Origin of the sequence: Colwellia psychrerythraea (assembly GCF_000764185.1) — a bacterium.
In the GTDB taxonomy this organism is placed as follows: Bacteria; Pseudomonadota; Gammaproteobacteria; order Enterobacterales; family Alteromonadaceae; genus Colwellia; species Colwellia psychrerythraea_B.
Window position 1 is genome coordinate 206909 of record NZ_JQEC01000011.1, and the last position, 11818, is coordinate 218726.

At 37.5% G+C, this 11818-nt stretch carries 11 protein-coding genes; 1 reads left to right on the forward strand and 10 read right to left on the reverse strand.

Annotation, left to right across the window (positions count from 1 at the left end; all coding sequences use genetic code 11):
• Positions 1-9: 9 nt before the first annotated feature.
• From GAB14E_RS17220 to GAB14E_RS17200, 5 genes are all read right to left on the reverse strand, one after another.
• Positions 10-1404 carry an amidohydrolase gene (locus GAB14E_RS17220; protein ID WP_052093528.1) on the reverse strand — a complete coding sequence of 465 codons (1395 nt, stop codon included), beginning with the start codon at positions 1402-1404 and terminating at the stop codon, positions 10-12.
• A gap of 507 nt (positions 1405-1911) precedes the next feature.
• The gene (gene msrQ, locus GAB14E_RS17215) at positions 1912-2547 is read right to left on the reverse strand and encodes a protein-methionine-sulfoxide reductase heme-binding subunit MsrQ (protein WP_033081195.1); all 636 of its coding nucleotides are present in this window, start codon (positions 2545-2547) and stop codon (positions 1912-1914) included.
• 11 nt (positions 2548-2558) lie between these two features.
• Entirely contained in the window at positions 2559-3566 is a 1008-nt protein-coding gene (gene msrP / locus GAB14E_RS17210) for a protein-methionine-sulfoxide reductase catalytic subunit MsrP (protein ID WP_033081196.1), read from the reverse strand.
• Positions 3567-3741: 175 nt separating this feature from the next.
• Positions 3742-4110: a glutaredoxin family protein gene (locus tag GAB14E_RS17205; protein WP_033081418.1), complete on the reverse strand. Its 369-nt coding sequence runs from the start codon at positions 4108-4110 to the stop codon at positions 3742-3744.
• Positions 4111-4285: 175 nt separating this feature from the next.
• On the reverse strand, positions 4286-4837 hold the full coding sequence (locus tag GAB14E_RS17200; RefSeq protein WP_033081197.1) for a DUF2058 domain-containing protein: 552 nt from the start codon (positions 4835-4837) through the stop codon (positions 4286-4288).
• A 525-nt stretch (positions 4838-5362) separates the two neighbouring features.
• Here GAB14E_RS17200 and GAB14E_RS17195 point away from each other — a divergent pair.
• The gene (locus tag GAB14E_RS17195; protein WP_033081198.1) at positions 5363-5641 is read left to right on the forward strand and encodes a peptidylprolyl isomerase; all 279 of its coding nucleotides are present in this window, start codon (positions 5363-5365) and stop codon (positions 5639-5641) included.
• A 160-nt stretch (positions 5642-5801) separates the two neighbouring features.
• Here GAB14E_RS17195 and GAB14E_RS17190 read toward each other — a convergent pair whose 3' ends face one another.
• The 5 genes from GAB14E_RS17190 to pstA form a co-directional block, all read right to left on the reverse strand.
• Positions 5802-7097, reverse strand: coding sequence for an inorganic phosphate transporter (locus GAB14E_RS17190; RefSeq protein WP_033081199.1), 1296 nt, complete (start codon positions 7095-7097; stop codon positions 5802-5804).
• 10 nt (positions 7098-7107) lie between these two features.
• On the reverse strand, positions 7108-7788 hold the full coding sequence (locus GAB14E_RS17185) for a TIGR00153 family protein (protein ID WP_033081200.1): 681 nt from the start codon (positions 7786-7788) through the stop codon (positions 7108-7110).
• Positions 7789-8005: 217 nt separating this feature from the next.
• Complete coding sequence (gene phoU, locus GAB14E_RS17180; RefSeq protein WP_033081201.1) at positions 8006-8707, reverse strand: phosphate signaling complex protein PhoU; 702 nt, start codon at positions 8705-8707, stop codon at positions 8006-8008.
• A gap of 88 nt (positions 8708-8795) precedes the next feature.
• Complete coding sequence (gene pstB / locus GAB14E_RS17175) at positions 8796-9635, reverse strand: phosphate ABC transporter ATP-binding protein PstB (RefSeq protein WP_033081202.1); 840 nt, start codon at positions 9633-9635, stop codon at positions 8796-8798.
• 357 nt (positions 9636-9992) lie between these two features.
• Complete coding sequence (pstA, locus tag GAB14E_RS17170) at positions 9993-11630, reverse strand: phosphate ABC transporter permease PstA (protein WP_033081204.1); 1638 nt, start codon at positions 11628-11630, stop codon at positions 9993-9995.
• Between the last annotated feature and the right edge of the window lie 188 nt (positions 11631-11818).

Sequence of the window (11818 nt, forward strand, 5' to 3'; positions counted from 1 at the left end):
GGGGTTCCCTTATTTAGTAATTAGCTTGGTTGCTGACTTATTAATATGATTATCTAAATTCTGACCAAGTAAAAAGTCACTTTTCGCTTGGTATTTATCATCCAATCGGTCATAAACTTTTGCGCCATCAATAAACACTTGTTCAGCTTGGGCATAAACACTAAATGGGTTTGTATTCCAAACCACAACATCAGCATTTTTACCTGTTTCTAAACTGCCTACTTCATCATTGATACCTAAAGATTTAGCTGCATTAGCAGTAATCCACTTGATAGCATCTTCTTCTTTTAAAGCAAAGCCATTTTCATTGGCGCGATACATCACTTTTGCCGCTTCTTGGTTTAAACGCTGAATAGTGCTTGCAGAATCGGAATGAACTACTGCACAAGAATTTTTCACTGCATCAACAATGGCGGCATTTTCTTCAACCATGTCAAAGGCTTCCATTTTAAAGCCCCACCAATCTGGCCACATAGCCGCACAATTACCATTAGCTGCTAGTAAATCGGCAATTTTATAAGCTTCAATAGCATGATGAAAAGTACCTGAGTGGTAATTAAATTCATTACCAAGGTCTATCATTACAGCCATTTCTTCCGCTTTGTAACAATGGTTATGAATTAATATTTCACCGTCTAAAACGCCCATTAAGGTATCAAGCTCTAAATCGCGCTTTGGTGCTTTAGGGTTTTTACCTGCACTGTAATCCGCGTCATACTTATCCCATTCACGTTTGTACTCTGTGGCAGCAAGCCAAGCACTTCGGTAACCGGCAACATTACCCATACGAGTTGAAGGTAAAACTTTTCTGCTACCGTAAACGCGCTTAGGGTTCTCGCCACAGGCCATTTTCAAACCATAAGCAGCATCGACAAACTTCATGCCTTGCATGGTTACACTGGGTACATTACGTAAAGTAACACCGCGACCACCAAATAAATTAGCTGAACCAGGTAATATTTGTAAACTGGTTATACCGCCGGCACGCGCCGCTTCAAAACCAGGATCTTGTGGCCAAACACTGTGCTCTGACCAAACTTCTGAGGTATTAGGAGAAGTCATCTCATTACCATCTGAGTGTGATTCAACTTGCGGATTAGGATAAACACCTAAATGGGAGTGAACATCTATAATACCAGGCGTGATCCACTTACCTGACATATCAATAACCTTGGCGTTATCTGCAGATAAATCATTACCTACTTGGCTAACCTTGCCATTAACAAGTAAAATATCGGCATCATTTAAACGCTCACCTGTGCCCGTTAAAATAGTGGCATTGGTTAATAAAGTACTTTGAGCTGGCAATGCTTGGTAAGTACTTGGGTAAGGATTTTTATTGATAACAACTTTAGCATCTTGTTTTTCGTTGGGTAGACAGGCCGTTAAGCCGAGTGACAACATACTGGTAGCAAGTAGGGTATACGCAGTTTTTTTATCAGTAACTTTATTGGTAAAGTTACTGATAATTGAATTACGCGGTAATGATTTTTTAAGCATCTGAATTCCTGTAGCGAAACATAGTGGCCAATACCATAAATTTATTTCGATAAAACAACAAGGTTATGGCGATAAACAGTCAAATTTTTACGTTTAATTACAAGTAGTATTCAAATAACTTGCTATTGAGCGATCACCACTTTGCTTCTGCCGCTATTTTTTGCTTGATATAGTGATTTATCTGCATGGGCAACGAAGGTTTCGCCATTAATAAAAAAGTCACTTTACCACTGACTCACGCCGATACTCATTCATTGACCCCAAACTAACTCTGCCATAACTACCTATTATTGATTCCCTTACACTTGTCTAATATTCTACTTTTTCTGCGTCGAGTAATACTCGCCTAAGATCTTTGAATAGTATTGTTAGGTTATAGAATAATCTGAATGATAACCGTTGAAGAAAGGGCTATATTTTTGATGTTTTTCGATTAAATGTCGACCGCATCAACTTTTTTATTTTTGTATAGCGAAATGACAATAATATTCCAACCAGAAGAAAATAAAACAGTGGCGATAGCAGTTCAGACTTAACTGACCAATAAAAATGAACAGCAACCAAAATAATAATCAGATAACTTAGGTTATGTAATTTTTGCCATGACTTACCCATTTTTCGCCTAAGACTATTTAGGGAGGTAATAGCAAGCGTGGCTAATAAAACAAAGGCGATCATGCCAAAGGTGATATATGGCCGCTTAACAATTTCGTTAAAAAATAACGACCAAGCAAACTGTAAGTCAAAAGCTAAAAAATTAAAGACATGCATAAAAGCATAACTAAAAGCATACAAGCCCAATAAGCGTCTTACTTGCAATAAAAAACCTTGCTTAAAGCGCTTGGCGAGTGGCGTAACCGTTAATGTAAGTAATAACAAATTAAAGGCTCCAATTCCGGTAAAATGAATCACTCTCTGAACAGGATCAGCGCCAAGTAAGTCATAAAAAGCCAGATAGTATAAGTTAATTAAAGGCAAGAGAGCCGCTAAATGAATAACGGTTTTTAACATTAATACTTTATTTGAGGTGGTTAATCTTATATTCATTTAAAGCAGACCTAATAATACTTTCTTAAATTCATATTTTTATACAAATGAGCTACCTGCTCGCCATAGCCATTAAAGGCTAAGGTCTCAATTCTGTTTCGCGCAAACAAACCCCCTGACGTTATTCGCCTTTCACTCGCTTGGCTCCATCTCGGGTGGTCATGTTCAGGATTTACGTTAGCATAAAAGCCATATTCATTAGGCGCTAGCTTATACCAAGTGGTTATAGGCTGCTTACTTACCAGTTTAATTGATACAATTGACTTGATACTTTTAAAGCCATATTTCCAAGGTACCACTAAGCGTATTGGCGCACCGTTTTGCGGCGGTAAGGTTTTACCATATAATCCGACACTCATTAACGTCAAAGGGTTCATCGCTTCATCAATACGCAGTCCTTCAACATAAGGATAAGCGATACCACCACCTAAACGTCTATCATCTTGACCCGGCATTTGTTTAGGATCGTGCAATGTTTCAAAAACCACGTATTTAGCAGAAGAGTTAGGGGCTACTTTTTTTAATAAATCAGCTAAAGAAAAGCCAATCCAAGGTACCACCATAGACCAAGCCTCTACACAGCGCAGTCTATAAATTCGCTCTTCAAGAGCAAACATTGAGGTTAAATCATCATAATCTAAGGTAATCGGGTTATCACATTCACCTGAAATAGTCAGCTGCCATGGATTTACCTCAAAGTTTTGAGATAGCTCTGCAGGCTGATTTTTTTGTGCGCCAAATTCATAAAAATTGTTGTGCGTGGTCACTTTACTTTCAGGGGTAAGTATTAGTTTAGCGGTGTTTGCATCAGCGGTATATTTTAAGGGGATTGTTTTAAACTTAGTGGCTTCTTCTTTACTAAACCAACCAGCGTTCGCGTTGGCACTTGCGGTTGCGAACAAAGCACCAGCACCTAAAAATCCCATGCCCTTTAATAATTCACGTCGATTTAAAAAGACATTTTCAGGGGTTATTTCACTTTCTTTTAAATGGTAACTCTTGGGTGTTTTTATCAGCACAACTAAAACCTTATTAAATGATACAACTAGTAATAAGATAGGGTTTAGGGCAATTAAATTTCACATAAAAAAAGTGCGCCAAGAGAGGCACACTTTATAAGAATTACGATCAGTTTAATTTTACCTTAATAATGGTAAAATTAAACTGTATTGAAAGTTAACTAAACAAGCTCAATTAGGCTGCCTTAGTTAATGTTTGTAGATGGGCAACAACATCATTTGACTCATATAACCATTGAACTTGGCCATCTGCTTTTTCAATACGTAGACAAGGCACTTTACGTTTACCGCCTTCACGAATTAACTCTTGTTGAAAGTCATTTTTACCACTGATATTGCGTAATTCAATTTTTAAACCTTCACGTTTCATAGTACGGCGAACTTTTACACAAAATGGGCATGATGGTAATTGATACAAACTTAATGTTTGAGTTTTATCATCAATTTTAGCTTGTTCAGCTTCAGCACGTTTTGGTGAACGTGGTGAAAATATAAAGTTTAGTAATAAGATTAGTTGCCCTATGGGCCAACGGATAGCTTTCATCAACATAATAAAAATAACTCTTGTTAATAATGAAGACCTAAGGCTTTTGCTAACCGCTTGTTTACGTTAGCCAATAGTATAGGTACGAGTATTTAAGGTATATATACCCCACAATAGGCGAATATTCTAACATAGTAAGCCGATACTTATCAGCTTGTGCATATGTCTATTTTATCTACCACATTAAATCATCTGGAATTTGGTAATCCGCGTATGGATCATCTTCATCGGTTTCTTCTACTGTAACTTTATCGTTTTGTACAAGAATCATACTACTGTCAAGTTCTGCTACTTTAGCAGCCGTTTCACTAGTAACAAGATAGGTGCTTTCATTTAAGCCACACAATGCCAAACGGCCATTAACCAATGCTTTATGGGTAATGGAATTAAGCGCTAATTTTTTCACTTTATTATTAAAGGTATAGTTATAGTCACTTTCGCCCTTAACACCGGTTAATTGGTGGTGTTCAAGGATTTGTTTGATTCGTAAATTTTGCTCTTTTTTGGCTAGCTCAATCTTTTTGGCTTCATTTAGGGCGGTATCTTTAGCCAGTTTATCTGCTTTAGATATTGCTAAGTCTTGTTTTACTTGTTCTTGTAAACTTGCGCCATGCTCAACACCGCTACGCTGTTGTTTATTTTTCTTACGTTTATCAGAGTTTGCTTGACGAGTTTTTTGCTTGGTGGTTAATCCGGCTTTGAGCAATTGATCTTGAAGGGAGGCCATAGGTCGTCCGTACTGCTTTCGTACTGTTTAGTACTATTGCTGTAATTAAAGTGAATTGATATTGCAGCTATTCTACCCATATTTATGCTTGAGTGCTAATTAAGACTAATAATGATCTTGGATACTCATTTAAACCTGGTTATGGTGATACCTTACAAATAAATCGATGACGTTTTCGTTTTTTTCCCGCCAAGCGCTATTATGTGCTCCACATTAATTTATCACATTGTGATAAATTAATAACGAAGCTTATCGTAATAAAATCAGCTCACTCTTTGAAAGAAACAGCCTAAGCATTGTGTTTTAAATAGGCTAATTACAGTGAACAGTCTGGCATATAACTTACCATGATGTTTTAAACAAGCGTATGACACCTAATATATACTTAGGCAGTTCAATCAGATAAGGCTCGAGTTCCATTTCTGTTACTTTCATTTGCCATTAAGATACGTTACTGTACGGGTGCTCAATTATATAATATTTCATAATAAATATAATTTCACAAAACAGAAATAGGAAACAAGTATGTCTCAAGCAAGTGCACGCCACCTTTTAGTAGATACAGAAGAACAGTGTTTGGCATTAAAAGCGGAAATTGAAGCAGGTAAAGACTTTGCTGAAGTTGCTAAAGAACATTCGAACTGCCCATCAAATGCCCAAGGTGGCGATTTAGGTAGCTTTGGCCCTGGCCAAATGGTTCCTGAATTTGATAAAGTTGTTTTTTCAGCGCCTTTAAATACTGTGCAAGGCCCAGTGCAAACTCAGTTTGGCTATCACTTATTAGAAGTGACTGAACGTAGTTAAGCTCCTGCCAAATGAGCAGTGATTTAATCAAATGACTTTTAACAGTTCTGGTTGAATATAGATAACAAAAAAGCCGCAATTCATTGCGGCTTTTTTTATCTATTTACTGGAGGTTATCTAAAAAGTAACTACTTAGCTAATAGTTACTTAGCAAAGCGTACTAGCTAAACGTTGCCTGCATAATCCAGAAGAAGATTATAGATAAACCAGCACCTACCGGTAGAGTAATAACCCAAGATACAACAATGTTACGTACAACACCTAAGTTAATAGCAGCAATACCACGCGCCATACCCACACCTAGCACAGCACCTACTAAGGTTTGTGTAGTTGAAATAGGTAAGCCTGCACCGGAAGCGATGACTACAGTACTAGCAGCAGCTAATTCAGCCGCAAAACCACGACTAGGTGTTAAATGTGTAATACCTTGGCCGATAGTAGCAATAACTTTATGACCAAATAAGGCTAAACCCGCAACAATACCGAAACCACCTAATGGCAGTATCCACCAAGCAATTGCAGATTTAGCCGCAATTTCACCATCATGGTCAACAATACTAACAACCGCAGCTAAAGGGCCAATAGCATTGGCAACATCATTTGAACCATGGGCAAAAGCCATGGCACAGGCAGTAACTATCATTAGAATTGCAAATACTTTTTCAACATTGACATAATGCGCTTCTTTAGCAAGAGTCTCATCAAATTTTAAGCGATTAATAAAGACTTTACCTATAGCTGCAACGATAACAGCGACAATAGTTGCTAGGTAAAAACCACCCGCGCCTTTAATTTCAAAGTTAACAAAGCCAAGATCTACATTTTCTAAGCCAATATGCTTAAGGCCTTTTTTGATAGTAACCAGTGATAGAACAAAACCAGCAAGGAACATATAAGCAGGAACCCATCGTTTTGCTTGTTGTAATGGTTTGTCAGTATCAAAAATAAGTTTTTGTGCACTGTTAAAAATGATAAAAGCAATGATACCTGAGATAAGCGGTGTGATAATCCAACTGCCAACAATACCAACAACCTTGCCCCATTCAACCGCATCAGCACTTACGCCAACAGCAGCAAAACCAACAATAGCACCAACAATAGAGTGTGTAGTAGATACCGGCCAGCCTAGAGCTGAAGCAATTAATAACCAGGTAGCTGCAGCAAATAATGCTGAAATCATGCCATAAACAAGTAATTCAGGGCTATCAACAAAGTAACTGGCGTCAATAATGCCTTTACGTATAGTTGATGTTACTTCACCACCCGCAAGATAAGCACCAGCAAATTCAAAAACCATCGCAATTATAATGGCTTGTTTAATAGTTAATGCTTTTGAACCAACAGAGGTTCCCATAGCATTAGCAACATCATTAGCACCAATGCCCCATGCCATAAAGAAGCCAACAACGGCAGCAAGGATTACAAAAGTGCCGCCTGAGTTAAGTATAATTTCCATCAGTTAAGCCTTATTTTCTAGCAAGAAGAATTTCTAAACGTGCACCTACACGTTCAGCAAGGTCGGCTAAGTCACCAACCCAATCAATAATTTGATATAAGAACATTACATCAACTGGATTCAAATCCTTTTCAATCGCTAATAAGTTTTTACGCAAAGTAATTTGCAAACCATCGGTATCATCTTCGATAGCGTCTAACTGGTTGATCATTTTCTCAACCAAAACAACTTCACGGCCACGAAAGCCTGTTTCTAATAAATCATCTAATTCATTAATTGCTTCAGCAGCTTTTTCAGTCGCATCAATACAACGCTCTAGATAAACAGAAAACTCAGCTTGTAAGCTAATAGGTACTTCAAGCTTACGCCCTAAAACACGACCGGCGATATCTTTTGCCTTGTTGGCTATTTTGTCTTGCTGGGTAAGAAGTTCAAGTAAGTCAGCTCTATCAACTGGCATAAATAAGCCACCAGGAAGCTCTAGACGTAATTGACGTTTAAGGGTATCTGCATCTTGCTCTAACTTAGATAGTTTACGACGAATTTTTGCCGCTTCACTCCAGTCTTGCGCAGTACACGCATTAAAAAATGGGATAAGTTGTTTACTACATTTAACAACTATTTGAATATGTTTTTCTAACGGTTTAATTGGTGATTTTGCAAATACACCTATGATTGTATTTCTGGCCATAATTATGTTTTCCAGTCAGTATAACTCTCGTCATTGCTATTCGCCGCGGATAGTAACCCATTTAACTTCCAATGTTAAATGCTAATATGAGCTTATATTGTTGCCTACATTAACTAACCGCTACGGCTTGAATTTATTTTAACTAAACAGCAGTAAAGTATTTAGCTAATCGTTTGAATTTTATATATTTATTACTATCACTATTATTTAAAGTAACTTATAAATTTTTCATCTCTTCTGCTGTGGTATGACGAACAACCTTACCTTTTACAAAATAAATGATGTATTCACAGATGTTTTGACAGCGATCACCAATACGTTCCAGTGCTCTAGCAGACCAAATAACCGTCATCACTTGCGGTATAGAACGAGGGTCCTCCATCATGTAAGTCATCAATTGACGTATCAGCGCTTCATATTCACGGTTGATTTTATCATCCATTTGATGAATTTTAATAGCTGTATCACAATCCATACGTGTAAAGGCATCAAGGCTGGCCTGTAAAAACTCTAAAACTCGCCGACCTAGGTTATCTAGATTAACCAGTAAGTCTTTTTGTGAAGAAGAAAAATTTTCTAACGTAACTCGTGCTATTTTTTCAGCTTCATCGCCAATGCGCTCTAAGTCTGCAATCGTTTTTACAATAGCCATAATTAAACGTAAGTCACCTGCCGCGGGTTGGCGTTTAGCAATAATACGGGTACATTCGTCATCAATACTGACTTCATAAGCATTAACTTGGTAATCATTGCTCAATACTTGTTTAGCTAGCTCAACATCAACTTGTTCAACAGAAGCTAATGCATCCGATAGCTGTTTCTCAACTAAACCGCCCATATGCATGACATTATTAATAACACGTTCTAAATCTTCATTGAACTGGCCAGAAATATGACGGCCAATTTGTAAATTATCCATGGAATATCCTTTTATAGGTATGGTCTTGCATACTTTATTTATTGCTAGTGACTTACTAATGAATCACTAATAGATTACTACCTGAGATTTAACCGTAACGGCCGGTAATATAATCTTCAGTTTTCTTTTTCAACGGCGTAGTAAATAAAGTATTGGTATCGCTATATTCTATTAAATCCCCCATATACATAAATGCCGTTTGATCAGACACTCGTGCAGCTTGCTGCATATTATGGGTAACAATAACAACTGTAAATTGCTTTTTAAGATCATTGATTAATTCTTCAATGACCAAGGTCGAAATCGGGTCTAGTGCTGAAGTCGGCTCATCAAGTAGTAGCACCTCTGGTTGAATAGCAATGGCTCGAGCAATAACTAAACGCTGCTGTTGACCACCGGAAAGGCCTAAAGCGCTTTCATGTAATCTATCTTTGACTTCATTCCAAAGCGCAGCACTGCGCAATGATTTTTCTGCGGCATCATCCAATCTTCTACGGTTATTTTCGCCCATAATGCGTAAACCATAAACGACATTTTCATAAATAGTTTTAGGAAACGGATTAGGACGCTGGAATACCATACCTACTTTTCGTCTTAACTCAGCAACATCAACATGTTTGTCATAGATGTTATTGCCGTGTAGGTTAATTTCGCCACTGATATGACAATCATCAACTAAGTCGTTCATACGATTAATACAACGTAACAAGGTAGATTTACCACAACCACTTGGCCCAATAAACGCAGTAACCTGCCCTTTAGGAATCGACATGGTAATATTGTTTAGCGCTTGTTTTTTACCGTAGTATAAATTTAGTTCATTAATGTTTAAGGCAATTTGTTCAGGAGCTAAATTATTTAAGTCCAACTTTTTTGAAAATGATGGATCTGAGCCAGTAGCTAATGCTTTTGGGATAATAGAAATCATAATAGGTTTTTCTCTAATTATTTTTCATTGATCATTGTTTAGTAAAACAATAAGTCATTTCAAGTGACTCATTGTGAATTGTTCTTTTAGCTAATACCAAGTCCATTAAGTTAGTTCCCACTCAGAGCTTGCCAACGGTTTGAGAACAAATAGAATTTTTTGCATATAGTCACTCTATATGAAAGAAATTCTGTACAGTTATCGAATCGCTGGAACGCTCCCAAAGGGCGAGTTTAAAAGGCTTATATGCTACGTTATTGATTTTGATAAGGGAATACCATTATCTACAATCAATGCCTTACCTCTAAGCCTTTTAACTCTCGCTGAGTGGGAAGAAACTTATTGGAATTGGTATAATTAGTGCTCTAACATTTTATATTTTTCACGTAATTTATTACGGATTGAAACTGCCGTCATATTCAAAGCAACGATAATGCTTACTAAGAGCAAAGCAGTTGCAAACACTAACGGCCTTGCAGCTTCTACATTGGGACTTTGAAAACCAACATCATAGATATGAAAACCTAAATGCATGAACTTACGATCTAAATGTAAGAAGGGAAAGTTACCATCTAAGGGTAAATTAGGCGCCATCTTCACTACGCCGACCAACATTAACGGCGCAACTTCCCCTGCAGCTCGAGCAATGGCTAAAATAATACCTGTCATAATAGCAGGACTGGCGATGGGTAAAATAATACGCCATAAGGTTTCAGCCTTTGTTGCACCCAGAGCCAGTGAGCCGTAGCGCATCTCCAATGGAATACGTGATAAACCTTCTTCGGTAGAAACTATTACCACAGGTAAGGTCAATATTGCCAGTGTTAGCGCAGACCATAATACGCCAGGTGTGCCAAACGTTGGGCTAGGTAGGTTTTCTGAGTAAAACAATTGGTCCAGTGACCCGCCTACCATATAAACAAAGAAACCTAAACCAAATACACCATAAACGATAGACGGTACACCAGCCAAATTAATAACAGATATGCGTAACAGCTTAGTAAAAGAATTTTTACCTGCATACTCATGTAAGTAAATGGCAGCAATAACGCCAAAGGGTGAAACAATCACAGTCATCAACAGCACCATAAGCACAGTACCAAATATAGCAGGAAACACCCCGCCTTCGGTATTGGCTTCGCGCGGGTCTTCGATTAAAAAGGATCCTATCTGGCTAATAAATAATGCCGTTTTATCTATTAAACTAAGTTGATTATTAAAGGTCACTTTAAGAATGTATTCAAAGTTAATGGTAACAAGTTGGCCATCCATAGCACGCATCACGATATGGTCACGAGATATTTCTTCTCGGTAGCCTAGTAATTCTTGCTCAAGCTTGGCATAGCGTTGATTTAAACTAGTCACTTCACTATCAATTTTTGCTTGTCGCTCAGGCGTTAATTTATCTTGTAACTGATATTTACGCGCTTTTAATCGTAAACGTTCTAATTGATAGTTTATTGCGCCAATATCTGACTTTTGTAAATCATCAATTTGTTGTTGAAATTTATCAACTCGTATTAACAACTCATTTAATTGATTTTCGTCTACTTTCTTGCCATCAACAACAACACTGTCAATATAGCCGTAAAAGTTACCATGGGTACGGCGCTCAACGACTGCCAAGTCTTTCGGTGTCTGAGTTTTGGTAATGTTATGACTTAATATCCAACGAAAGTCTAGACTTACTAACTCTCGGTTACCTGTTTTGATCAACAAGCGCTCTAACACTTCTTGCTCTGGATCGAGGTCTAAATTTAAATGCGCTAATTGACCAACAGGTATTTGCTCTCTATCGTATATTTCGCCAATAACTACACTCTTAACGCCATTTTTATCAGTAAGATCAAATTGATAAAGTTCGCTCGGCCAAAAGTAGGATAAGCCGCGTGATGCAATAAGCCACAATAAACCTAACACTGAAATTAAACTAATACTTACGCCACCTGCTGAAAGCCATATCCAAGGTGAACCTGATTTAAACCACTTATTCATAAAGGAACTCTACAATTTGTTTATAGCTACACACTTCGTTGCTGTTTAGCTCAATTTAGTTGTCGAAAGTACTCATTGATAATTATCAACTCCGTGCTTACTTCTTTAAATTAAGCGATACAGCTTATAAGTGAGCAGCTATATAATTAATTTATTAAATCTGCATTATCTAAAATTAAAACCAAAAT